General features: G+C 45.5%; 25 protein-coding genes and 1 tRNA gene. 19 read left to right on the top strand and 7 right to left on the bottom strand.

Going from position 1 to position 24263, the window contains the following annotated elements; translation table 11 throughout:
• Positions 1–110: 110 nt before the first annotated feature.
• The 3 genes from ilvA to queF are packed head-to-tail and all read left to right on the top strand — an operon-like array spanning position 111 to position 3404.
• Positions 111–1631: a threonine ammonia-lyase, biosynthetic gene (gene ilvA / locus ICN29_RS07525; protein ID WP_216131287.1), complete on the top strand. Its 1521-nt coding sequence runs from the start codon at positions 111–113 to the stop codon at positions 1629–1631.
• A 28-nt stretch (positions 1632–1659) separates the two neighbouring features.
• The gene (locus ICN29_RS07520; RefSeq protein WP_216131285.1) at positions 1660–2571 is read left to right on the top strand and encodes a 5'-nucleotidase; all 912 of its coding nucleotides are present in this window, start codon (positions 1660–1662) and stop codon (positions 2569–2571) included.
• A gap of 5 nt (positions 2572–2576) precedes the next feature.
• Positions 2577–3404: an NADPH-dependent 7-cyano-7-deazaguanine reductase QueF gene (queF, locus tag ICN29_RS07515; RefSeq protein ID WP_216131282.1), complete on the top strand. Its 828-nt coding sequence runs from the start codon at positions 2577–2579 to the stop codon at positions 3402–3404.
• A 70-nt stretch (positions 3405–3474) separates the two neighbouring features.
• Here the strand turns inward: queF and ssb are convergent, their stop codons facing one another.
• Together ssb and ICN29_RS07505 are read right to left on the bottom strand one after the other, a co-directional pair.
• Positions 3475–3930: a single-stranded DNA-binding protein gene (gene ssb / locus ICN29_RS07510; RefSeq protein WP_216131279.1), complete on the bottom strand. Its 456-nt coding sequence runs from the start codon at positions 3928–3930 to the stop codon at positions 3475–3477.
• A gap of 74 nt (positions 3931–4004) precedes the next feature.
• On the bottom strand, positions 4005–5195 hold the full coding sequence (locus tag ICN29_RS07505) for an MFS transporter (protein WP_216131276.1): 1191 nt from the start codon (positions 5193–5195) through the stop codon (positions 4005–4007).
• A 37-nt stretch (positions 5196–5232) separates the two neighbouring features.
• Here ICN29_RS07505 and uvrA point away from each other — a divergent pair, with 37 nt between their 5' ends.
• Positions 5233–8133 carry an excinuclease ABC subunit UvrA gene (uvrA, locus tag ICN29_RS07500; protein WP_216131273.1) on the top strand — a complete coding sequence of 967 codons (2901 nt, stop codon included), beginning with the start codon at positions 5233–5235 and terminating at the stop codon, positions 8131–8133.
• Here uvrA and ICN29_RS07495 read toward each other — a convergent pair.
• Positions 8130–10112, bottom strand: coding sequence for a monovalent cation:proton antiporter family protein (locus ICN29_RS07495; RefSeq protein ID WP_216131270.1), 1983 nt, complete (start codon positions 10110–10112; stop codon positions 8130–8132). The genes uvrA and ICN29_RS07495 overlap by 4 nt on opposite strands.
• A gap of 11 nt (positions 10113–10123) precedes the next feature.
• Between ICN29_RS07495 and ICN29_RS07490 the strand changes: the two genes are divergently transcribed.
• The 9 genes from ICN29_RS07490 to rapZ all read left to right on the top strand — a co-directional run bounded on the left by ICN29_RS07490 (position 10124) and on the right by rapZ (position 16550).
• Positions 10124–11116, top strand: coding sequence for a KpsF/GutQ family sugar-phosphate isomerase (locus ICN29_RS07490; RefSeq protein ID WP_216131267.1), 993 nt, complete (start codon positions 10124–10126; stop codon positions 11114–11116).
• Positions 11117–11121: 5 nt separating this feature from the next.
• A complete protein-coding gene (locus ICN29_RS07485) occupies positions 11122–11694 on the top strand; it encodes a KdsC family phosphatase (RefSeq protein WP_216131264.1) in 573 nt (190 codons plus the stop codon).
• A gap of 3 nt (positions 11695–11697) precedes the next feature.
• Positions 11698–12339, top strand: coding sequence for an LPS export ABC transporter periplasmic protein LptC (gene lptC, locus ICN29_RS07480; protein ID WP_216131261.1), 642 nt, complete (start codon positions 11698–11700; stop codon positions 12337–12339).
• Positions 12340–12344: 5 nt separating this feature from the next.
• Complete coding sequence (locus ICN29_RS07475; protein ID WP_216131259.1) at positions 12345–12908, top strand: LptA/OstA family protein; 564 nt, start codon at positions 12345–12347, stop codon at positions 12906–12908.
• Positions 12905–13672, top strand: coding sequence for an LPS export ABC transporter ATP-binding protein (gene lptB / locus ICN29_RS07470; RefSeq protein ID WP_216131256.1), 768 nt, complete (start codon positions 12905–12907; stop codon positions 13670–13672). Before ICN29_RS07475 ends, lptB begins: the two co-directional genes overlap by 4 nt.
• A 182-nt stretch (positions 13673–13854) precedes the next feature.
• Positions 13855–14178 carry a ribosome hibernation-promoting factor, HPF/YfiA family gene (gene hpf, locus ICN29_RS07465; RefSeq protein WP_216131253.1) on the top strand — a complete coding sequence of 108 codons (324 nt, stop codon included), beginning with the start codon at positions 13855–13857 and terminating at the stop codon, positions 14176–14178.
• 33 nt (positions 14179–14211) lie between these two features.
• The gene (locus ICN29_RS07460; protein WP_216131250.1) at positions 14212–14673 is read left to right on the top strand and encodes a PTS sugar transporter subunit IIA; all 462 of its coding nucleotides are present in this window, start codon (positions 14212–14214) and stop codon (positions 14671–14673) included.
• Positions 14674–14681: 8 nt separating this feature from the next.
• Complete coding sequence (gene hprK, locus ICN29_RS07455; protein WP_216132143.1) at positions 14682–15656, top strand: HPr(Ser) kinase/phosphatase; 975 nt, start codon at positions 14682–14684, stop codon at positions 15654–15656.
• Positions 15657–15659: 3 nt separating this feature from the next.
• The gene (gene rapZ, locus ICN29_RS07450) at positions 15660–16550 is read left to right on the top strand and encodes an RNase adapter RapZ (protein WP_216131247.1); all 891 of its coding nucleotides are present in this window, start codon (positions 15660–15662) and stop codon (positions 16548–16550) included.
• On the opposite strand, the gene mutY is transcribed toward rapZ, so the two are convergent.
• Together mutY and mutM are read right to left on the bottom strand one after the other, a co-directional pair.
• The gene (mutY, locus tag ICN29_RS07445) at positions 16495–17640 is read right to left on the bottom strand and encodes an A/G-specific adenine glycosylase (protein ID WP_216131244.1); all 1146 of its coding nucleotides are present in this window, start codon (positions 17638–17640) and stop codon (positions 16495–16497) included. The two genes, rapZ and mutY, sit on opposite strands and share 56 nt — an antisense overlap.
• A complete protein-coding gene (mutM, locus tag ICN29_RS07440) occupies positions 17625–18461 on the bottom strand; it encodes a bifunctional DNA-formamidopyrimidine glycosylase/DNA-(apurinic or apyrimidinic site) lyase (protein WP_216131241.1) in 837 nt (278 codons plus the stop codon). The genes mutY and mutM overlap by 16 nt, the downstream gene beginning before the upstream one ends.
• 35 nt (positions 18462–18496) lie before the next feature.
• Between mutM and ICN29_RS07435 the strand changes: the two genes are divergently transcribed.
• From ICN29_RS07435 to pth, 6 genes are all read left to right on the top strand, one after another.
• The gene (locus ICN29_RS07435) at positions 18497–19984 is read left to right on the top strand and encodes a lipoprotein insertase outer membrane protein LolB (protein ID WP_216131238.1); all 1488 of its coding nucleotides are present in this window, start codon (positions 18497–18499) and stop codon (positions 19982–19984) included.
• Entirely contained in the window at positions 19977–20852 is an 876-nt protein-coding gene (ispE, locus tag ICN29_RS07430; RefSeq protein WP_216131235.1) for a 4-(cytidine 5'-diphospho)-2-C-methyl-D-erythritol kinase, read from the top strand. The genes ICN29_RS07435 and ispE overlap by 8 nt, the downstream gene beginning before the upstream one ends.
• A gap of 5 nt (positions 20853–20857) precedes the next feature.
• Positions 20858–20934, top strand: a tRNA-Gln gene (locus ICN29_RS07425).
• Positions 20935–20988: 54 nt separating this feature from the next.
• A complete protein-coding gene (locus ICN29_RS07420; protein ID WP_216131232.1) occupies positions 20989–21957 on the top strand; it encodes a ribose-phosphate pyrophosphokinase in 969 nt (322 codons plus the stop codon).
• 147 nt (positions 21958–22104) lie between these two features.
• Positions 22105–22773 (top strand): 50S ribosomal protein L25/general stress protein Ctc, encoded by a 669-nt coding sequence (locus ICN29_RS07415; RefSeq protein ID WP_216131229.1) that lies wholly within the window; start codon positions 22105–22107, stop codon positions 22771–22773.
• Between the two features lie 98 nt (positions 22774–22871).
• On the top strand, positions 22872–23462 hold the full coding sequence (pth, locus tag ICN29_RS07410; RefSeq protein WP_216131226.1) for an aminoacyl-tRNA hydrolase: 591 nt from the start codon (positions 22872–22874) through the stop codon (positions 23460–23462).
• On the opposite strand, the gene ICN29_RS07405 is transcribed toward pth, so the two are convergent.
• Positions 23459–23725 (bottom strand): YfhL family 4Fe-4S dicluster ferredoxin, encoded by a 267-nt coding sequence (locus ICN29_RS07405; RefSeq protein ID WP_216131224.1) that lies wholly within the window; start codon positions 23723–23725, stop codon positions 23459–23461. The genes pth and ICN29_RS07405 overlap by 4 nt on opposite strands.
• Before the next feature lie 16 nt (positions 23726–23741).
• On the bottom strand, positions 23742–24239 hold the full coding sequence (gene coaD, locus ICN29_RS07400; protein ID WP_216131222.1) for a pantetheine-phosphate adenylyltransferase: 498 nt from the start codon (positions 24237–24239) through the stop codon (positions 23742–23744).
• Between the last annotated feature and the right edge of the window lie 24 nt (positions 24240–24263).

The following is a 24263-nucleotide window of genomic DNA, read 5'->3' as shown; positions in this document are numbered from 1 at the left end:
TTTTAATAGAGCGAACCTGATAGTGGCAGGAAACCGGGAAAGTTGCTCCCTAAAGCGATAAACCCTTGCAAATCTAAGGGCTTAGGGGCCATCCGTGGTACGCTCATTGGATGGCAACGAACTATTTAAAGAAAATTTTATCGGCTCGCGTCTATGACGTAGCCAGAGAAACTGAGCTACAGCTCGCCCCCGAACTCACTAAACGTTTGGGTAATCAGGTCCTCCTCAAAAGAGAGGATAACCAGCCAGTTTTCTCATTCAAACTCCGAGGTGCCTATAACAAGATGGCCCATCTATCCCCAGAGGCCTTAAAGCGCGGTGTGATTGCAGCTTCTGCAGGAAACCATGCCCAAGGGGTAGCCCTGTCAGCAGCCAAAATGAAATGTAAGGCAGTCATCGTGATGCCTGTGACCACACCGAGCGTCAAAATTGATGCAGTAAAGGCCAGGGGTGGTTCTTGGGTAGAAATCATTCTGCATGGTGAGTCCTATAGCGATGCCTTCTTGCACTCAGAGCTTTTAGGTAAAAAAAGGGGTCTAACTTTTGTCCATCCATTTGATGATCCCGATGTGATCGCTGGTCAAGGAACTATTGCTCATGAAATTTTTACTCAGTATGAAAAGCCTATCGATGCAGTGTTTGTAGCAATTGGTGGCGGTGGCTTGATTGCTGGTATTGGTGAATATATCAAAGCGGTGAGCCCAAAGACGAAAGTCATCGGCGTTCAGTCTTCCGATTCCGATGCCATGAATCAATCACTTAAAGCAGGCAAACGGATTGAGATGAAAGATGTTGGCCTTTTCTCTGATGGTACTGCTGTCAAATTAGTTGGCAAAGAGACTTTCCGTATTTGTCAAAAAGTGGTTGACGAAATCGTGACCGTTGATACCGATGAAATCTGTGCGGCAATTAACGATGTCTTTACCGATACCCGCAGTATCCTTGAACCTGCTGGCGCCTTAGCTATTGCGGGTATGAAGAAATATGTTGAGAAAAAACGGATCCAAAAGAAAACTTTAGTGGCGGTTGCCTGTGGCGCAAATATGAACTTTAGCCGCCTGCGCTTTGTAGCAGAACGTGCAGACGTTGGTGAGTTCCGTGAGGCTGTATTTGCAGTTACCATTCCTGAAGAGCGCGGATCCTTCAAGCGTTTCTGCCAATTACTTGGCAAGCGTAACGTGACAGAATTTAACTATCGCATTGGCGATCAAAGCGAAGCGCATATCTTTGTTGGTGTGAGTACTCAAAAAGCAGGTGACAGTGAGGCAATTGCAAAGCACTTCCGCAAAGCCAAGTTTGCAACCATCGACTTAACGCATGACGAACTGGCAAAGTCTCACCTCCGCCATATGGTGGGCGGTCACTCTGCACTAGCTAAAGATGAATTACTCTACCGCTTTGAGTTCCCAGAGCGTCCAGGGGCGTTGATGAAGTTCTTAACCAGCATGGCACCTAACTGGAATATCAGCTTGTTCCACTACCGTAACCATGGTGCGGACTACGGCCGTATCCTGGTGGGCATCCAAGTTCCCAAGAATGAACAAAAAAAATTCCAAGTATTTTTAGAGAAATTAGCTTATCCGCATTGGGATGAAAGTAATAATCCTGCTTATCACCTTTTCCTGAAATAAAATTAAATACGTAAGACGTAATACATCCATGTCATACACACTCACCGGAAAACTTGTCGTCGCGATTTCTTCGCGCGCCCTGTTTGATTTTGAAGAAGAGAATCGCATCTTCGAATCGACTGATGACAGTGCTTATATGAAATTACAGCTTGAGCGTCTTAGTGAGGCAGCTCAAAAAGGTGTGGCATTTCCCTTAGTTAAAAAACTCTTAGCCTTTAATGAAGAAGGTGAGCAACGCGTTGAAGTAGTAATCCTCTCGCGCAACGATCCAGTCAGCGGCCTAAGGGTGTTCCGTTCTGCAGAACATCATGGCTTACATCTCGAGCGCGGTGTTTTTACAAGAGGTCGCCCTCCATATCATTACCTACGCTCATTACACGCCAACCTTTTCTTGTCAGCGAATGAAGATGACGTGCGAGCTACGATTGATGCTGGCTTTCCAGCTGCACGCGTCTATCCAGAATCAAGCAAAACAGCAGAATCCCATCCAAATGAAATTCGGATTGCATTTGACGGAGACGCCGTACTCTTTTCAGATGAAGCAGAGCAAGTCTTTCAGAAAAAAGGCCTCGAGGCTTTTGTGGATCATGAAAGTAAGAAGGTTGATATTCCATTACCACCTGGGCCCTTTAAACCCTTGCTTGAGGCACTGCATAGACTGCAACGCTCCACTAGTGAAAATGGTATGCGTATTCGTACTGCATTAGTTACTGCGCGCTCTGCGCCTGCGCATGAACGCGCCATTCGCACTTTGATGGCATGGGGTATTGATGTTGATGAAGCGATGTTCTTAGGCGGCTTATCCAAGAGCGAGTTCTTGCGAGAATTCGAACCGGACTTCTTCTTCGATGATCAAACCGGTCATTGCCAATCTGCAGCATCTGTTGCACCTACTGGTCATGTTGTATCTGGTGTATCAAACAGACCCAAAGCAAAATAAGCATCATGGCAATACTTCCGCTTGGGCAATCTACGCAATATCCAGATCAATATGATCCCAGTTTGCTATTTCCCATTCCAAGGTCCCAGAATCGTGCAAAGCTCGGCTTTCAAGAAGGTCAAGCCTTACCATTCGTAGGTATTGATATTTGGAATGCCTTTGAGCTCAGTTGGCTTAATCAAAAGGGTAAGCCGCAAATTGCACTAGCTGAATTTCAGATCCCTGCAGACTCACCCAACATGATTGAGTCCAAGTCCTTCAAGCTCTATCTCAATAGCTTAAATAATGTTCGCTTTAAAGATGAGAGCGCAGTCAAAGAGAGACTTATCACTGATTTATCAGCCGTTGCTGGCAGCAAGATCACCGCTCGGATTAATCCAACAGAATCCATTTCAAAAAAGGGGATGCAAGAAATGGGTGGCATCCTGATGGATCGTCTCGATATTGAAATAGATCCGAATCTGCCTGCAGACCCAAGCTTGCTCGGTGTAAATGAATCCTTTGGTCCAATTGAACAGTGCCTAGTCTCTCATTTGCTGAAATCAAACTGCCCCGTTACAGGTCAGCCAGACTGGGCTAGTGTGCAGATTCGGTATCAAGGACGTCCAATTCTCGAAGAAGGTTTATTACGCTATCTCATTGGCTTTAGACAGCTTGGCGAATTTCATGAGCATTGTGTAGAAACTATCTTTATGGATATCAAGCGCCAATGTAAACCTGAAAAACTCTCTGTCTATGCGCGCTACACCAGACGGGGCGGACTCGATATCAATCCATTTAGAACTGATCACAACTCACCGTGGCCTGAGAATATTCGGCATGCACGTCAATAAAATACCTAGGCAAATAAAAACCCCTTGTAGGAATTCCTAGAAGGGGTTTTTGCTATTAAGGTACTACTATTTAAAACGGAATATCGTCATCCATTGCGCCCAGTGATGCGGCATTAGATGCTGCTGGAGCAGACTGCTCAGCCGGCTTTGAGCGAGCATAGCTTTCGCCACCGTCACCACTTCCGCTTACTGGCTTGCCGCCAAGCATTTGCATTGTTTCTGCAACGATTTCAGTGGAATATTTTTCTTGACCACTAGCATCAGTCCATTTGCGTGTACGTAAACGGCCTTCACAGTAAACCTGGGAACCTTTTTTAAGGTACTGTCCAGCGATTTCTGCAAGCTTGCCAAAGAATGCAACACGATGCCATTCTGTGGTTTCTTTCATTTCACCAGTTTGCTTATCTTTATAGCGATCAGATGTTGCTACTGAAATATTTGTAACGGCGTCGCCGCTTGGCATGTAACGTGTTTCTGGATCGCGACCTACGTTACCTACGATGATGACTTTATTTACCGAAGCCATGTTGTCTCCCGAAGAAAAATACTGCTGTTATTGCTGCTAAAAATAAACTGCTCTCTTTAATTAAATCGATGATGCTACGGCGCTGTCTTTGTGGCTACATCCTTTGAATCTGTTGCTCTCACTGGCATTTCACCCATCGACCAAGCAATTATAAGCCAGCAAACTAAGAGCGCCGTACCGGCTGCAAAGACCGATAAATCACCATGGCTATCCATTAGCCAACCACCTAACAATGCACCAGAAAATAGGCCAATGGATTGCGTGGTGTTGTAAACCCCTAAAGCAGTTCCTTTGGACTCTTTTGCATAGCGAGTAACCAAAGAGGGTTGTAGGGCCTCTAGTAGGTTAAAGCCTATAAAGTAAATTAGTAATGCCACCGTGATGAGCGTCACAGTTGAAGCTTGCGTGAAGATTGTTTCAGCAATAATCAGAAGAATGATGGCAATTAATAGGATAAGTCGTATGCGCTGTTTTTTCTCGCCATAAATTAATAGCGGAACCATAAACACAAAAGAGAGCAAAACGACGGAGAGATAAATTTGCCAATGTGAAGCAAGCGGAAATCCTGCTTGTTCTAGTAAACGTGGAACTACTAAGAACATTGCGACTTGGGTAGCATTTAATACAAATACGCCTATATTTAGACGCATAAGCTCTGGACGCAAAAACACCACTTTGATTGAATCTTGTTGCGCAGGAACTTCAGGTTTGTTATCTGGTAATACAAAATAGGCCACTACCATCGCTACAACACCTAAGATTGCTAATACCACGAACATGCCGCTTAAGGTAATCGTGCGATAAAGCGGAGCAGCAGCAACCAGCGAAATAGCAAATGAAAGAGAAATGCTGGCGCCGACTATGGCCATGGCTTGACTGCGTACTTGCTCTCGAGTCAGATCGGCAACCCACGCAGAAACAGCCGCAGAAATGGCTCCGGCACCCATCACCCCCCTACCAATGGAGATCCATAGCAAATCATCCTTGGCAGCACAAATTAAGGCTCCCACAACAAACAAGGACAACCCCCATAAAACGACCGTTTTTCTACCAATTCGGTCAGAAAGCCTGCCCAAGGGAATATGGAAGCAGGCCTGAACAATATTGAAAATTCCCAATGCTAGCCCTATCAAGAGGGCTTGCTCACCTCCAGGTAAGTCTTTGGCATGAATACTAAAGACGGGCAAAAGCAAGAAAAGGCCCAGCATACGAAGGCCAAAGATGCCTGCTAAGGCCAGAGCGGAGCGGAGTTCAGAAGGATTCATCGGAAAGAGCTATATTAACAAGTTACGCTAAAAAATCATGAATAACGAAATTAAGATCCGTGGTGCCCGCACCCACAACCTCAAAAACATCAATTTAGATATTCCTAGAGAGAAATTAGTCGTCCTCACTGGATTATCTGGTTCTGGCAAAAGCTCATTAGCGTTCGATACCCTCTACGCCGAAGGTCAGCGGCGCTATGTTGAATCACTTTCTGCCTATGCGCGACAGTTTTTGCAGCTCATGGAAAAGCCAGATGTCGATACCATCGAGGGTCTTTCACCAGCAATCTCAATTGAACAAAAAGCAACTAGTCATAACCCGCGCTCAACTGTCGGCACCGTTACTGAAATTCATGATTACTTACGTCTGCTATTTGCACGCGCAGGTACGCCACATTGCCCTGATCATGATCTTCCATTAGAAGCACAAAGCGTTTCGCAGATGGTAGATACCGTGCTATCAATGCCAGAAGATACGAAGTTAATGATTCTTGCGCCAGTTGTCAGTGAGCGCAAAGGTGAGTTTGTTGATCTCTTTCAAGACCTGCAGGCACAAGGCTTCGTACGCTTTCGTGTCCGCTCTGGGGGTGGCACAGCCAATGCCGCTAAAGCAGAGATCTTTGAAGTAGATCAACTACCAACGCTTAAGAAAAACGATAAGCACTCTATTGAAGTTGTAGTTGATCGCATTAAAGTGCGTCCTGATATTCAACAACGTCTTGCAGAATCTTTTGAGACAGTCCTGCGACTAGCTGATGGCAAGGCCATGATTGTCAACATGGATAGTGGTAAAGAAATGATTTTCTCAAGTAAGTTTGCTTGCCCAGTTTGCTCATACTCTTTACAAGAGCTAGAGCCGCGCCTGTTCTCATTTAATAATCCCATGGGTGCTTGCCCCTCTTGCGATGGCCTTGGTCATCAATCCTTCTTTGATCCAAAGCGGATCGTTGCCCATCCCGATTTATCACTAGCCTCGGGTGCGATTAAAGGCTGGGATCGTCGCAATCAGTTTTACTTTAAGTTACTGCAGACCCTAGCTAAGCATGGCGGCTTTGATGTCGAGAAGCCATTTGAAACGCTCTCTAAGAAACAGCAAGACTTGATCCTGTTGGGCTCAGGAGAGGTAACCATTCCTTTTGAGTACATCAACGAGCGCGGTAAAAACACGACTCGAGAACACGCCTTTGAAGGCATTATTGCCAACTTTGAGCGTCGCTATCGCGAAACTGACTCGATGACAGTGCGTGAAGAATTATCACGCTATCAAAATGTACAAACTTGTCCTGAATGTAATGGCAGTCGCTTGCGCAAAGAGGCACGCTTTGTCAAAGTCGGCGAGAAAAAACAATCGCGCGCTATCTACGAGATCAGTGCATTACCACTGAAAGAAGCAAAAGAGTATTTCGAAGCTTTGGATCTCAAGGGTGCTAAACGAGAAATTGCCGATAAGATTGTTAAGGAGATCAGCGCGCGTCTACGCTTCTTAAATGATGTAGGTCTTGACTATCTTTCTCTCGAGCGTAGTGCAGATACCCTGTCTGGTGGAGAAGCGCAGCGTATTCGTCTTGCAAGCCAGATTGGCTCTGGGCTAACCGGAGTCATGTATGTTCTTGATGAACCATCCATTGGTCTGCATCAACGCGATAATGATCGCTTAATTGGCACACTCAAGCACTTACGTGATCTGGGTAATAGTGTCTTAGTTGTTGAGCATGATGAAGATATGATTCGTGCCTCTGACTGGGTAATTGATATTGGTCCTGGTGCGGGTATCCATGGTGGAGAGATTGTTGCCCAAGGAACTCCTGCAGAAGTTGAAGCAAACCCAAACTCTTTAACTGGCGCCTACCTTGCTGGTCGCGAAGCCATTGCGGTTCCCGAAAAGCGTATTCCAGTCAATGATCGATTCTTAGAAATTCTCGGTGCCCGTGGTAATAACTTGCAATCAGTCCACGCCAAAATTCCAGTGGGCTTACTCACTTGCGTAACCGGTGTTTCAGGATCTGGTAAATCTACATTAATTAATGACACCTTGCATCATGCGGTGGCTCAGCATCTCTATGGCTCGATTGCGGAACCAGCAGCCCATGATTCAATGAAAGGCTTAGAGCATTTTGACAAAGTCATTAGCGTAGATCAGTCACCGATTGGTAGAACCCCGCGCTCTAACCCCGCTACCTACACAGGTCTGTTTACACCAATTCGTGAACTATTTGCTGGCGTTCCAGCATCACGTGAGCGCGGCTATGAAGCTGGTCGCTTCTCTTTTAACGTGAAGGGTGGTCGCTGCGACTCTTGTGAAGGTGATGGCGTACTGAAAGTAGAAATGCACTTCTTGCCTGATGTTTATGTGCCTTGCGATGTTTGTCATGGCAAGCGTTATAACCGCGAAACTTTAGACATTCGTTACAAGGGCAAGAACATTCATGAAGTTCTGTCGATGACAATCGAGCAAGCACATGAATTCTTTGAGGCTGTACCTATTGTTAAACGTAAACTCAAAACACTCCTTGATGTTGGCTTGGGTTATGTCAAGCTTGGGCAGAGTGCCACCACTCTATCTGGCGGTGAAGCACAACGCGTAAAGCTTTCTCTTGAGCTATCCAAACGGGATACCGGTAGAACCTTGTACATCTTGGATGAGCCGACTACGGGCTTACATTTCCATGACATCCAGCTATTACTTACTGTGATTCAAACATTGAAGAAGCAGGGCAATACGATTGTCATCATTGAGCACAACTTAGATGTAATCAAGACTGCTGACTGGATTATTGATTTAGGGCCTAAAGGTGGCGCTGGTGGTGGAGAAATCATCGCCACCGGAACACCAGAAGATGTTGCTAAAAATGCAGCGAGCTTTACTGGTCATTACTTAGCCCCATTACTGACTCGTAAGAGCGTCGTCAGTAAGAAAAAGAAATCAATCCAGAATTAGAGTAATTTAGCCTCAGCTAAATCAGTTGCTTCTGAGTTGCCTGAGATCACCAAAATATCATTTGCCTCGAGCGTAAGCTCTGAAGTCAGTGGCAGCTGCACATAATCAGCACTTGCTGTTTTACGACGGACAGCCTGAACACTGACACCCTCATTTTCAAGATCAAGTTCACCCAGGGTTTTGCCAACTGCCTGGGAGTGGGGCAATAGCGTAATCGCATGCAGACGCCAAGACTCATTCGATCCAAAGTCATCATCTGCTGAGCCACGGAAATAACCCCTCAATAAGCTATAACGCTCTTCACGAGCAGAAGTAATTCTTCTTACTACCTTGCGCATTGGCACACCCATGATTAGTAAGACGTGAGAAGCAATCATGAGGCTGCCCTCAATGAGCTCTGGAATTACTTCAGTGGCGCCCGCGGCTTGCAGTTTCGCAATATCCGCATCATCTCTAGTGCGCACTAATACTGTCATTCCTGGTCGCAAATGCTCTACTTGTCTTAATACGCGCATGCTTGCTGCAGTATCTGCATACGTAATGACCACCGCTTTTGCTCTAGAGAGACCGGCAGCAATCAAATAGTTCTCACGACTAGCATCGCCGTAGACAACGTTATCACCAGCAGCAGCTGCCTCTTTGACGCGATCAGGGTCTAAATCCAAAGCAATATAAGGAATTTTTTCTTGATCTAGCATGCGTGCCAAGCTTTGGCCTGATCGGCCAAATCCACAAATCACTACATGATTTTCGTTGCGCACACTTTTTGCTGCCACCCGCGTCAAAGCAAGTGATTGCAATAACCATTCATTACTAGAGAAGCGCATTGCAATACGATCGCTGTATTCAATTAAGAAAGGTGCACAGAACATCGAGATCAGCATTGCCGCTAATACTGCTTGACTCAAGATTGGATCAATTAAATCCAAGCCATCGATTTGAGTCAGCAAAACAAAGCCGAATTCACCTGCTTGAGCGAGACATAGGCCAGTTCTGATGGAGATACCAGTGCTTGAGCCAAAAACTTTAGAGAGCAAAGCAATCAAGCTGAACTTAAACACCAATGGGCCTATTAGCAAAGCTAAAACCAATACCCATTGCTCTCGAATAACATTGAAATCCAGTAGCATGCCAATCGTAATGAAGAAAAGTCCAAGCAAAACATCGCGGAATGGCTTAACGTCCTCCTCTACCTGATGGCGGTATGGTGTTTCAGAGATCAACATACCGGCTAAGAATGCGCCGAGCGCTAAAGATAACCCCAAATACTCAGTCAGTCCCGCCATACCCAATACAATTAACAAAAGATTGAGCATGAATAATTCTTGGGAGCGAAACTTAGCTACCAACTTGAACCAATGACTCATGAGTGATTGGCCGATAAAGAAAATCAGTATTAATGCCACAGTGATTTTGATTGATGCAGCTGTTAGAGCAACAAATAAGTCTGTAGAATTTTTTCCGAGTGCTGGCAACAAAATCAACAGGAAAACCACTGCCAAGTCTTGGAATAACAAAATGCCAACAACATTACGACCGTGCTCTGTTTCTAATTCAGCTCGATCAGAAATGAGCTTGCTCACAATGGCGGTAGAAGACATTGCCAGGGCACCGCCCAAGGCAATCGCTGCACTCCAAGAGATCGGGTAAATCCAGTTCATGAGAAGGCTGGCTGGAACCGCCAAGAGCATGGTCAAAATTACCTGACTAGCACCAAGGCCAAATACGATCTTGCGCATGGCTCGCAGCTTATGGAGGTTAAATTCCAGGCCAATCGAGAACATTAAGAAAACAACCCCAAATTCAGCCAGATATTTGACTGTGGCTGAGTCGCTAGCTAGGCCTAGGGCATGGGGGCCAATCAACACGCCAATGGCCAAATAGCCCAAAATAGGGGGTAAGCCAAAATAGCGGAAAATAAGGACTCCGGCCACACCAGAGGCCAAGAGAATGAGAGTTAACTGAAGGACTGACGGCATATACTTACTCGATGATAGCTAAGACTCGTGAACGAACCCTAAAGCTTGCGCGTGACACCCTCACTATTGAGGCTGCTGCACTGCAAACGATGCGCGATCGCCTTGAAGGGGCTAATGCCGATGCCCTAGTACTCGCGGTTGAACTACTCCATGGTTGTAAAGGCAGAATTGTGGTTTCTGGCATCGGTAAATCCGGTCACATTGCACGCAAAATTGCTGCTACTTTCGCTTCCACTGGTTCCCCCGCTTTTTTTGTTCACCCTGCTGAAGCTAGTCATGGTGACTTAGGAATGGTCACAAGAGAGGATGTATTTGTAGCCCTCTCCAATTCCGGCGAAACCGATGAATTGTTAACTATTGTTCCCATTATCAAACGCACTGGAGCAAAACTCATTGCATTGACTGGTGCTCCGAATTCATCGCTTGCAAAATTAGCAGATGCACACCTTGATACTAGCGTTGAAAAAGAAGCGTGCCCACTTAATCTGGCGCCAACTACAAGTACCACTGCTGCATTGGCAATGGGTGATGCATTGGCAGTTGCATTGTTAGATGCAAGAGGATTTGAGGCAGAAGATTTTATCCGCTCACATCCAGGTGGCAGACTTGGCCGTAAACAACTCACGCATGTCAGTGAAGTGATGCGCAGCCTTGATGACACTCCTAAAATTTCCGTTGAAGCCTCATTACAAGAGGCACTGCTGGAGATGACTGCCAAGCGCATGGGCATGGTTGTTGCCTTAGATAAAGACAAAAAGGTATTTGGTATTTTGACCGATGGTGACCTACGTCGCTTATTGGAAAAGAAAACTAATCTGGATGACATCACCCTGAAAAGTGCCACTACCCCCGGCCCACGCACTATTCCACCTGAGCTACTTGCAGAAGAGGCAATTGAGATGATGGAGAAACATCGTATTAATCATTTGGTTGTGACTGATAGCAATGGGCAACTATTAGGCGCACTCAATCTGCATGATCTATTTGCAGCAAAAGTAATTTAATTTTAATGTCGAGCGCTTTTAACACCCACAATACCAATCCTCTTGCTAGCTACCCACAAGCTTGGGAGCGTGCAAGCAAAGTAAAACTCTTGGTTCTAGATGTTGATGGTGTTTTAACTAATGGGCAAGTATGGATTGGCGCTGACGGTAAGGAGTCGCTGAAAGCATTTGATATTCAAGATGGTTTGGGTATTAAATTATTAGAGCAGTGTGGAATACCGACCGCGATCATCACCGGCAGAAATTCAAAGATGGTTCTAGCCCGTTGCGAAGAGCTAGGTATTAAACATGTCCACATGGGCGTTGAAAACAAAGCTATTGCCTTAACCCAAGTAATCAAATCCTTGGGCCTTGCCCCATCAGACTGTGCCGTCATGGGCGATGACTGGCCAGATTTGCAAATGATGAAGAACGCCGGCTTTCGGATTTGTCCTGCACAAGCTCATGAAGCAGTAAAAGAATTTGCACATTTCGTATGTAATCATAGCGGCGGGAATAGGGCTGTACGAGAAGTGTGCGATCTGATTCTGAAGGCGCAAAACCACTACGAAGAATTGCTCAATAAAGCGCGCAACTAAGTAATGCACTTCAATTCTCAAAAAATCAAACTCGGTATTGGGCGCACTCTATTGCGTCTGATGCCATTGCTTTTGATGGGGGCTCTAACGCTAGTCACCTTTTGGCTAGTACAAAAAGGGGCTCCAGCTGAAAAATCTACTCTAGAGCGTGTAAGACTTCATGAGCCTGATTACACAATCACTAATGGAGCGCTCTCAGCCCTCAATGAAATAGGTAATACCAAATATCGAATTCTAGGTAAAAAAGTGACTCACTATGATGATGATGCTTCGATTGATATTTTGACCCCCCGCATGCGCCTCTTCCAGCTTGATAAGACGCCAGTAACCGTCAAATCTGATACAGGTCATCTTGATGGTGATCTCACTATTTTGGATCTGATTGATAATGCATCCATCTTTCGACCAGCCCAAGCAGCAACAGCAACACAATCTGCAACCTTGAGAATGCTTGCCTCTTCTACTTATTTCAAAGTACTCATTAATGATGACATCATTGAAACGGATAGGCCTATAACGCTTGAGCAAGGCATGTCAATCATGCACTCCACCGAAGGTGGAAAATTTAATAACGTTGAGCAAAGCATGACCCTTTTAGGTCAAGTTAAAGGACGCATTGAGCGAGCACCACGGAGCACTCAATAAAGATCATGAAAACTGGTTTGATACTTCGCTTCATTACTGCATTGTTTTTGCTATCACTCAGCCTAGCGGAACTTGCATACGCTGAGAAGGCTGATCAAGATAAGCCTGTCATACTCGAAGCCGAAAAGGTTTCTGTAAACGATGTCAAGCAAATCTATGATCTGAAGGGGCAGGTATTACTCATCAAAGGAAGCATCATCGTTACTGGCGAGGATGGACATATTGAAGTAAATCCTGAGGGCTATGAATTTGTTGATATCAAGGGCACGCCAGATGTGACAGCCAGCTTTAGACAGCGTCGCGAAGGACCTGCAGATGAGTTCATGCAAGGCTTGGCAACTCAGGTAGCCTACAACGCTAAAACTGAAGTTCTCACATTAACTGGCGATGCCAGTCTCAAACGCCTCCTCAATATGCAAATGCTAGACCAACTGCGCGGTTGGAAAATTGAATACGATGATGTAAAGCAGTACTATCGTGTTACACCACCTAAAGATGCAAAGCCGGATGATCTGCCCTTGGCTAGAGCAATCCTTTCACCAAGACGAAAAGCCACATTAGAGAAATGACAACGGATTTAGCTCAAACTAATAGCGCAGCAACTCTGAGCGCGCATCATCTACAAAAACGTTACGGCTCTAGAACAGTTGTTCGAGATGTTTCCATAGAAGTAAAGTGTGGTGAAGTGGTCGGCTTGCTTGGGCCCAATGGTGCAGGCAAAACAACATCGTTTTATATGATTGTTGGCTTAGTGCCGCTCGATGGGGGCAATATTGTTCTAGATGGTACTGACATCACGCATTTACCCATCCATGAACGTGCTCGCATGGGTTTGTCTTATCTTCCGCAAGAAGCTTCCGTTTTTAGAAAACTGAATGTTGCCGAGAATATCCAAGCTGTCCTTGAACTTCAAGCGCAGGGTGGTAAGCCGCTAACGAAAGTTGAAATTGCTAATCGACTAGATGAGCTCTTGGGTGAGCTACAAATTAGTCATCTGCGTAACAACCCAGCTCTCTCCCTGTCTGGTGGTGAGCGTCGCCGAGTTGAGATTGCTAGGGCTTTAGCCTCCCAACCCAAATTTATCTTGCTAGACGAACCATTTGCTGGCGTTGACCCTATTGCCGTTGGGGAAATTCAGCGGATCGTCCGTTTCTTACGAGATCGTCAAATTGGCGTTCTGATTACTGACCATAACGTTCGGGAAACCCTGGGTATTTGCGACCATGCCTACATTATTAGTGAAGGCAGTGTGCTGGCCGAAGGTAAACCAGACCAAATTATCCAAAATGATGCCGTCCGTAGAGTCTACCTAGGCGAAAACTTCAGGATGTAAGCTGGGGGCATTCTGGGCCGTTTAACTAATAAAAATGCTTTTCCCTCTTGGTTTTCAGCAAATTCGCTGATACGCTGGAGGTTCATGAAGTTCCTTTCCAAAAATACTACTCAAACAATTTCAGGGGCCTGCTGCGCACCCCGGGCATTAGCATGCGCACGCGTATATATGAGGAGATGCTGATGAATTTGAAAATTAATAGCCGCCATCTGGAAGTAACCCCTGCCATGCGCACGCACCTTGAAGCTGGAATGGCCAAAATTCGTAAGCACTTTGACCATGTCATTGATGCTTCCGCCTTTCTTGTAATTGATAACGCTAAGGAAAAGGAACTTCGTCAAAGCGCTGAAATTACCATTCACCTTAAGGGTAAAGAATTATTTGCCGAGGCTCATAATGCCGACCTATACCATGCGATGGATGCCGTGGTCGAAAAACTAGAACGTCAAGTTGTAAAACACAAAGAAAAAATCCAGGATCATCATCACGATAAGCACTTTGAGTGATCTCTGTAGTCAGGACACCTATAATCAATTCTCATGAATGCCCTGACCAATCTTTTCACCCCTGAATGCATTGCATTAGATAACCCTGCTACCAGCAGAGCTGATGCATTTGCAGCAGCGGGAGACCTCTTCTTCAAAAAAGTAGGTATTGAAGCAACTTCCGTAGTGGAATTTTTGAACGCACGCGAAGATTTAGGATCCACTGCACTCGGTGCCGGCGTTGCAATTCCCCATGGGCGCGTTAAGGGTCTTAAACAGCCAAGCGCCGCTTTCATGAAACTCAAAAGCCCGATTGAGTTTGCTGCTCCCGATGGTGAGCCAGTATCCATTCTGATTTTTTTGCTGGTCCCTGAAAAAGCAACTCAACAGCATTTAGAAATTCTGTCTTCTATTGCACAGCTACTATCTAATGCAGATACTCGTCAATTCTTATCGTCCGCCAGTGATCCAGCTAAGGTATGTGAATTATTACAACAGTGGGATGCAACAAAATGACACAGCCATTGCTCCTTGAAGGAGTAACTGCACAGCAGATTTTTGATGACAATGTTTCAGATCTAAAACTGTCTTGGATTGGTGGATTAGAAGGCGCAGACCGCACTTTCCCAACTGAGGCAGTCAAAGCAGCTGCAGCTAGCTCAGACTTGGTGGGGCACTTAAATCTTATTCATCCAAGTCGTATCCAAATCTTTGGCGAACAAGAAGTTGACTATCATGCAGCGCTAGAGCCTGAACAAAAACAAGAGCAGATCGCTAACTTAATTTCTAAAACACCACCTTGTGTCATCGTAGCGGATGGCAAAGCAGCCGATGCTGATTTGCAACTCTTTTGCCAGCGTACTTCTACCCCTTTATTTACAACCTCTATTTCCGCAGCAGAAGTCATTGATCATCTGCGTACCTACCTGACTAAAATTGGCGCACCAAAAATCACGATGCATGGTGTATTTATGGATATCTTAGGCTTAGGTGTATTGCTTACTGGTGAATCTGGTTTAGGGAAAAGTGAATTAGGTCTAGAGCTGATTTCTCGTGGCCATGGCTTAGTAGCAGATGATGCAGTTGATTTTGCTCGCCTTGGCCCAGACTATATTGAAGGACGGTGCCCAGTTATATTACGCAACTTACTTGAGGTTCGTGGCCTAGGTTTACTCGATATCCGCACCATCTTTGGTGAAACTGCAGTACGTCGCAAACTCAAGCTACGACTCATTGTTCAACTCGTTCGTAGAACCGATGGAGAGTTTGAAAGGCTGCCTCTTGAAGCTCAACATATCGATGTCTTGGGGATTCCTATTCGTACTGTAAAAATTCAGGTTGCCGCAGGACGGAACTTAGCAGTACTAGTTGAGGCCGCTGTACGCAATACTATTTTGCAATTACGCGGCATTGATACCTTAAAAGAATTCATGGAACGTCAACGTATTCAAATGAATACTGAGGCTGATTCAGTCAAAGCTCAGGGTCGCTTACTTTAAGCCATGCAAATTAATCTGATTACCGGAATCTCTGGCTCAGGTAAATCAGTTGCCTTGAGAGCTTTTGAAGATGCCGGCTACGACTGCGTAGATAACCTCCCAGTCTCCCTCCTTGAGAGTCTGATCACTACCCTCGAAAAAGAAAAGAGTGAACGTGTAGCGGTTGCGATTGATGCGCGTCGTGGCCAATCCATTGCTGACCTGCCATCAATTCTTGAGAACTTGCGTCGAGATCATCAAGTCAGAATTGTTTTCTTAAATGCTGATACCAATACCTTAGTGCAGCGTTTTTCAGAAACCCGCAGACGCCACCCCTTATCTACCAATGCGCAACAATCACAATCAGCAACACTGATTGAGGCAATCAATAAAGAGCGCAGCCTACTTGAACCGCTGCGTGCCCAAGCGCATAGTATCGATACTAGTAATCTACCTGCGCATGCACTACGCTCTTGGATTCAAGATTTTCTCAAAGATAAGCCTTTAGGGCTGTCCGTTATTTTTGAATCCTTTGGTTTCAAAAAGGGAGTTCCTAGTGAAGCAGATCTCGTATTTGATGTACGCTGCTTGCCTAATCCCCATTACAACATAGACCTGAAGCCTTTAACTGGCAACGATAAGCCTGTTAAAGAGTTTTTAGAAAAAATTCCTGAAGTAGTCAGCATGGAAAGTGACATTATTCAATTCATTGAGAAATGGTTACCACACTATATTGCCGATGGTCGCAGCTATTTAACGGTGGCGATTGGATGCACTGGCGGACAGCATCGCTCAGTCTACCTAGTCAATCGCATCGGCGAACATTTTCGCGCGCAAAAAGATTTAATTGCGCTACAACTTAATTTTTTAGATCGTCACCGCGAGCTAGACTCAATCCCTGTAGCAAAATCTTAATCGGCTGCGGCAAGCCATATCGGCCTAATTGACTGAGAGGTACCCATTTCAGATCAGGGCCTAAAAACTCCAAAGCTTTTGAAGATCTGCCTTCCCAAATCTGCATCCATAAACGACGATGGGTAAAGATATGCTTAATTTGATTGCCCTGCTTTAATTCTTTGATAGATTTTGCTAAACCCAGAATATTTTCCTTGGGCAAAGTCATCGTCAGTAGCTCTTTGAGAGCGGGGGCTCTCTTGTGACTCTTTTCAGTTTTTGGTCTCCATGCTGACTCTGGTAAAGACCATAGCCCACCCCAGATTGCCTTGCTAGGTCGCTTTTGCAAAAGAATAAAATTACCTGCTCTAACCAACAACATATCGCAATCAAATTCGGGTGACTTTGCTTTGGCTACCTTCTTTGGCAAAGTAAGTACCTGATCACTTAAGTTTGCTTGGCATTCTTTTGCAAATGGGCATTTTTTCTCCAAACTTATGCATACTGGCTTGCGCGCAGTACACCAAGTAGCGCCAAAGTCCATTAAGGCCTGCGTATATACCGGCATATTTTCTGGCTGAGTTGGCAATAAATCACTTGCTAATTGCCATAGGCGATCATTTACTGTTTTCTCTTGTATTGCACCATCTATGGCAAACAAACGTGCCAAAATTCTTTTGACATTTGCATCGAGTATTGGCGCTCTTTCATGAAAGGCAAAAGCGGCAATCGCGCCCGCTGTTGATCGACCAATACCCTTTAGCTGCTCAAGTATGATTGGATCATTCGGAAACTTTCCAGAAAATTCTTGCATGACTTGTTTTGCACATGCATGCAAATTCCTAGCGCGAGAGTAATAACCTAAACCTGCCCATTCAGCCAATACTTCATCGATATCAACTGCCGCTAATTTTTTCACAGTAGGAAAACGTTTCATAAAGCGTGGATAACGCTCTAAGACTGTAGCGACTTGAGTTTGTTGGAGCATGATTTCAGAAACCCAAACTGCATATGGATCACGATTACCTTGCCACGGCAAACCTGAGCGGCCACTGACTCCATGCCAAGCAATCAGCTTTTTTGAAAAAGTATTGATTAGCGTTTTTGACATTGGGGACAGAAATAGGTGGAGCGCTGACCCTGGACAATTTGTACAATTGGCGCTTTGCAAACCTTACACGGCAAGCCTTTGCGGTCATAAACCTTGGTTTGCACCATGAAGTGGCCGGGATCACCTTCACTATTTACAAAATCTTTTAAGCTACTACCGCCAGCAGCTATCGCCTTCTTCAGAATAAGTCTGACTGCATTTGCCAAGCGAGCACATTGCGGTTTGCTTAACTTACCAGCAGCTTTTGCAGGATGAATGCCCGCCTCAAATAAACTTTCTGAGCAATAAATATTACCGACACCTACAACCGCCTGACCAGCTAGTAAAAATTGCTTGACCGCTACGCTGCGCTTACGTGAGGCTTTGTAAAGAATATCGGCGCCAAGTTGAGCTGCGAACTCAGCCGAAAAAGGCTCAACTCCTAACTTTTGCAAAAGCGTATTTTTCTCAAGTGGGCCCTTCGTATTGGCGTGCCATAACACTGCGCCAAATTTTCTGGGGTCATGTAATCGTAAGCTGAGCTTGCCAAATTCAAAGGTAACTCGATCATGTGGCTTCAAAGAATCAGTGCTTGGCAAGACCCGTAAAGTTCCAGTCATGCCCAAATGGATGAGCAGGTGACCCGTATCCATTTCAAGTAATAAGTACTTCCCACGCCTTGCTATAGAGCGCACCTTTTGGCCTGGCAGAATCTTTGGCAAATTACTAGGCACAGGCCACCGCAAGCGCCCATCCAGAACTTTGACGGCGCTGACCTTCCGCCCCTCGAGATGGGGGGCAATTCCTAGTCTGGTGACTTCTACTTCTGGAAGCTCTGGCATAAATGGATTGTAGATTCGCAGATTAGAATGTGCTTATGAGCAAATTCATCAGCAAGCCCCTTTTACAGGGCTTATTCCTTTTAGCCCTGTCTAGCGGCCTAGTCTTTGCGAGTCAAGCCCAGGCGCAAATGGATGGCTTAAAGACTGGCGAAGGCGTATTTGAAGTACTTGCCTCAGAGATTGCCCTGCAAAGAGGTGAGGCAGGGCTTGCTTTCAACACCTATCTGGAAATGGCCCGGCAATACAAAGATCCTCGTCTCGCGCAAAGAGCAATGGAAATTGCTATTAGCGGAGGCTCGCCTGATTTAGCACTTCAAGCTGCAAAAACTTGGGATGAACTATCACCAACTTCCGAAACCAAACCCAAGGAGGTGCTCATTACTCTCCTCGTTTTAAGTAATCGTTGGCCTGATGCTGTCAAACCAGCAATTTCTTTACTTCGGCAACAAACTCCCGCGCAACAAGAAAATACTTTATTGCAGCTACAGGCATTGCTTGCCAAGTCAAAAGATGAGACGGGGGCTTTGCGTGCTTTCTATGAAATTGCATCAGCCGTCAAGGTGCCGTTAAAAGACCCGGGGCTGCTTTACACCTATGCCATGTCCGCAGAAAAAGCGGGCCGCATCGATGTGATGGAAAAAACTTTGCGTGAGATATTACGCAAACATCCAAATGATGCGAACTCTCTAAATGCCTTGGGTTACTCCTTAGCTGATCGCAGCATCAAACTTCCTGAGGCATTTGCGCTTATTAGTAAAGCACATCAGCTATCACCGAGAGACGCCTTCATCTTAGATAGCTTAGGTTGGGTGAACTTTAGGCTTGGTAAAAATACTTTGGCATTAGAGCAACTGCAGCAGGCATTTACGATGAAGCCTGAGGCTGATATTGCTGCTCATACTGGTGAACTCTTATGGGTCATGAATCGTCGTCCCGAGGCTGAAGAGATGTGGCGACAAGGGCAAAAATTAGACGCTAATAATTCGACTCTTAAAGAAACTTTGAAACGCCTCATGCCAGACTGGTCTACCCCAGAGCAAGCTCCTCAGGGCTCGTGGGATGGACGTTTTGCGGTAAAAATAATTGGCATTACTGAATCCCAAAATCAAGGGGGCTCAGGCGGCTTTACCTTGACTCAAGATGCGCTCAAAGACATCTTGGAAATTCGAAATCCTGTTGGTGGCTCTATCGCCAAAATTATAATTACTCCTGGTGAGGCGACTCTAGAGCGTGATGGTCAAGTCGTTACCGCAATTGATGCAGACACATTAGTACAAAACACTCTAGGCTTACCATTGCCCGCGCGTGGTCTATCAAATTGGCTAAGGGGTGAAGTGAGACCTGGGAGCGAAGCTAGCATCGAAAGAAATGCCAAAGGACAAGTGAGCAAAATTAATCAGGATGGCTGGGAATTGGTCTATACCTGGGGAAATAATATGCGCCTAGATAAACTCACGATGACCCGGAGCTCTAACATTGGGTCGATTGATATTCGTTTAGTTTTTGATCGCCCTAATGACTAAACCTACCTTGGTGCTGCGCTCACCAGCAAAGCTCAATCTTTTTCTACACATCGTCGGACGCCGGGCCGATGGCTACCACTTACTCCAGTCTGTTTTCCAGTTAATTGACTGGTGCGACATTGTTTCCTTAAAAGCAATTCCAGAAAATGAAGTACGCCGAATCAACCCAATACCCGGCGTACCACTAGAACAAGATTTAGTAGTACGCGCGGCAAAATTATTAAAAGATTTTTGCAATTTTGAGGGCGGGGTTGAAATCAGCCTTCAAAAAGAAATTCCGATGGGCGCTGGATTAGGTGGCGGATCCTCAGATGCAGCAAGCACTTTGATTGGACTTAATACACTCTGGAATCTCAAATTAGACAAAGAATCTTTAGCAAGTTTAGGTTTGCAACTTGGCGCTGATGTGCCCTTTTTTATCTATGGCCAAAATGCTTTTGTGGAAGGAATAGGCGAAAAAATCCAAGGCATTGAGCTCGAAAATAGTGATTTTTTGGTGATTTTTCCCCAACAAGGAATTGCCACAGCGAGTATTTTTCAAGCTCCAGAATTGACCCGAAATCATGCTCAGATTACAATTGATGGCTTTCTTGCATCGCCATGGTCAGACTTATCAAACGATTGTCAGGCAGTAGCGATGCGGATTTGTCCTCAAGTGAAGCAAGCTTTGGATTGGATTGGCCATGCAGTACCGGGCTCAGAGCCCCGTATGTCGGGCTCTGGAAGTAGCGTTTTTACTGTCTTAGACCCTAAGACAGATACCGCAAAACTAGAAAATCTTTTGCAAACTCTTCCAAAGGGGTGGGTAGGTCGGATTGTTCGGGGCTTAAATAAAAATCCCGCTTACAATTTGATTTCTTCAGAATGACCTGTAGGGGAATCGCCAAGCTGGTTAAGGCACTGGATTTTGATTCCAGCATGCGAAGGTTCGAATCCTTCTTCCCCTGCCAAATACTGAAGAAATGATAAAGATAACCTTTTGACCCGACAAAGCCCTTGACCCTATGACTGCCCCTACCCACTCAGATTTACTGACCCTATTCACAGGTAACGCAAATCCCATTTTGGCAGAGGCTGTTGCCAAAGAGCTTAAGCTCACCATGGGCAAAGCCTTTGTAGGCCGATTCTCAGATGGCGAGATCCAAGTCGAAATTCAAGAAAATGTTCGCGGTAAAAATGTTGTCGTGATTCAATCAACCTGCGCCCCAACTAACGACAACTTAATGGAGCTCATGATCATGATTGATGCTCTTAAGCGTGCGTCAGCTGGTCGGATCACTGCCGTAATCCCTTACTTTGGCTATGCCCGCCAAGACCGTCGCCCTCGCTCTGCCCGCGTTGCAATCTCGGCCCGCATCATTGCCAATATGCTTCAGTCGGTAGCTGGTATTGAGCGCGTACTCACAATGGATCTGCACGCTGATCAAATCCAAGGTTTCTTTGATATTCCGGTAGACAATATTTATGCCTCACCAGTACTCTTGGCAGACTTAGAAGCGCAGAAGACCCAAAAAGACCTCATCATCGTCTCGCCAGATATCGGCGGTGTAGTTCGTGCTCGCGCTATGGCTAAACAACTCGGCACTGATTTGGCAATTATTGATAAACGCCGCCCTAAAGCAAATGTCTCTGAAGTCATGCATCTGATTGGTGAAGTTGAAGGTCGCCATTGCGTCATCATGGATGACATCATTGATACTGGTGGAACCCTCTGTAAGGCGGCTGAAGCACTTAAAGAGCGCGGTGCTAAGGGTGTTACTGCCTACTGTACCCATGCGGTCCTATCCGGCGGCGCAGTCGCCCGTATTGCTGCCTCTGAACTCGATGAATTAGTCGTTACCGATACCATTCCCTTGACTCCTGAGGCCATGAAAGTGGCTAAAATTCGTCAATTGACTGTTGCCCCCCTTCTCGCTGAAACCCTCTCCCGGATTAGCAAAGGTGACTCGGTGATGTCGATGTTTGCTGAATAGGCGAAAAATCCCTGCTTTACCCCGTTTTTTGCTAGTTCTTAGGCGTTTTTTAAGCATTTGTAGGCAAAAACCCTCCTTCCCACGATATAATCGAAGGCTTTTCTGTTTGGTCGCGAACGGAAATTAACCTTAACTAGGGAATTCATTATGAAAGTAGTAGCCTTTGAAAGAAGCGTACAGGGAACGGGTGCGAGCCGCCGTCTGCGCAATTCCGGAAAAACTCCGGGAATCGTTTACGGTAGTAAAGATGCAGCCGCTGTTATCGAGTTAGACCACAACGCACTGTTTCATGCTCTCCGTAAAGAAGCATTTCACTCATCCATTTTGGATTTGGAAATCGGCGGAAAAACACAAAAAGTGTTGTTGCGTGATTACCAAATGCATCCATTTAAGCCATTGGTATTGCACATTGACTTCCAGCGCGTATCTGCGACTGAGAAAGTTCATATGCGCGTTCCATTGCACTTTACCAATGCTGAGATTTCAACTGCCGTGAAATTACAAGGCGCTGTTGTTAGCCATATCCTCAATGATCTGGAAATTTCTTGCTTACCAGCAGACTTACCAGGCTTCCTTGAAGTGGACTTGAGCAAAATTGAAGTGGGTCACTCCATTCATGCTAAAGACGTTGTGTTGCCAAAAGGTGTTAGCTTGGTATTGCACATTGAACAAGAGAACCCAGTTATTGCAAACGCACGTATTCCGGCTGTTAAAGCTGCTGAGACTGAAGAAGCTGCTCCTGCAGCTGCTGCAGCCCCTGCTGCTGATGCTGCTGCCCCTGCAGCTGCTGCAGGTAAAGAGAAAGATAAGTCTTAATTCACTTAAGCTCTATCCCTTGCATTAAGAAGGCCCGCGCAAGCGGGCTTTCTTTTTACTTTTTTGTAGAAAAGCTTTTAAGTCTTTAAACTCCCATCATGACTAAATTAATTGTTGGCCTTGGCAACCCTGGAGACGAGCACGAAGAAGATCGGCACAATGCTGGCTTCTGGTTTGTAGACGCTCTTGCAAAACAATTGAAGGTTCGCTTTGAGTCTGAAAAACGCTTTCATGGAAAAGTTGCGAAAGCAAAATGGGAAGCTGAAGACCTCTTTCTACTTAAGCCAAGTACCTATATGAACCTCAGTGGTCAAGCAGTGGGTGCACTTTGTCGCTTTCATAAAATTGCTCCTGCAGATATTTTGGTCGTTCAGGATGAGTTAGATCTAAAACCTGGTACTGCGCGGATTAAATTGGGCGGCGGCAATGGCGGCCACAATGGCTTAAAAGATATTCAAGCGCACTTAGGAACGCCAGACTACTGGCGTCTTCGCTTAGGCATCGGCCATCCACGAGATGTGGCTGGCGATGGTCGTGTCATGGATGTAGCTGACTATGTATTGCGAAGACCGCAACTGGTAGAACAAAAGTTGATTGATAGCAGTATTGAAAATGGCCTGCAAATCTTACCGTTATTTATGAGGGGCGATACCCAAACTGCGATGCTAGAGCTGCACTCCAAAGGCTAGGCAGCATTTACTTTTTTACTGATAGTTAATAACTTGTATTTAGCCATTAACTGCTCTTGAGATTCGGTGTATTGGGGATTGAATGGAATACAGTCTACTGGGCAAACTTGGCGGCACTGGGGTGCATCGTAGTGTCCAACGCATTCTGTGCATTTATCGGGATTGATCTCGTAAATCTCAAGTCCCATATAAATAGCATCGTTGGGACACTCGGGCTCACACACATCACAGTTGATGCATTCGTCCGTAATCATTAAGGCCATGTGTTACTCGCTAACCTTACTTTTTAGCCTGGCTATTGCTTGCCATTTTTTTAACTAACCATTTCTCAACCGATGGGAAAACAAACTTGCTTACATCGCCACCCATTGATGCAATTTCACGGACAAAGGTACCGGAAATAAATTGATATTGATCGGAAGGGGTTAAGAAGAGAGTTTCAACATCAGGCAAAAGATAGCGATTCATACCAGCCATCTGAAATTCATATTCAAAGTCAGAAACTGCGCGTAAACCGCGGACAATCACACGAGCATTGTGAGCGCGTGCAAAATCTTTCAATAAACCATCAAAGCCAACCACTTTGACATTAGAGTAGTGGCTAAGAACTTCTGTCGCAATATCAATGCGCTCTTCCAATGAAAAGAAAGGGTGCTTACTGCGACTAAAGGCAATACCCACGATGAGCTCATCAAAAATGCTCGATGCGCGGCGCACCAAATCCTCGTGACCACGAGTAAAGGGATCAAATGTTCCTGGGTATACAGCGACAGTCATAACTCTCCTAAGGCTTTATCAGCT

The sequence above is a fragment of the Polynucleobacter nymphae genome, from assembly GCF_018882155.1.
GTDB classification, from domain to species: Bacteria; Pseudomonadota; Gammaproteobacteria; order Burkholderiales; family Burkholderiaceae; genus Polynucleobacter; species Polynucleobacter nymphae.
This window is presented reverse-complemented; position numbering and strand designations above follow the sequence as displayed.